At 40.2% G+C, this 244-nt stretch carries 1 protein-coding gene; it reads right to left on the bottom strand.

The genetic code is table 11. The features are described from left to right. Positions 1-5: 5 nt before the first annotated feature. Positions 6-244: hypothetical protein (locus tag AAEY87_RS14325; RefSeq protein ID WP_350657650.1), on the bottom strand; the 239-nt coding region annotated here is incomplete at its 5' end.

The raw sequence follows: 244 nt of genomic DNA, 5'->3' as shown, positions 1-244 counted from the left end.
CAGTACTATCGATAAAAGAGTGAGGAATAAAAGATAGTGTGCTTACGAATCATCGCGCTGGTAGCAGCAAGTGACGCCCAGTAACGAATAGTATCGTATTCTATAGGCTTAGAGCTTAGCATAAGTAGGATAGATACCGCGATAACACCGAGCAGTAGATACAAAAAAACCCACAAGCATAATGGTGGGCTAATCGTTACTGACAAATTTAGTGTACAAAACATCAGTATAAAAAGTGGTAGCG

Source organism: Psychrobacter sp. S1-30-MNA-CIBAN-0213, assembly GCF_040309845.1.
GTDB lineage: Bacteria > Pseudomonadota > Gammaproteobacteria > Pseudomonadales > Moraxellaceae > Psychrobacter.
Note: the sequence above shows the minus strand (reverse complement) of the source record. Positions and strands in the feature narration are given on the sequence as shown.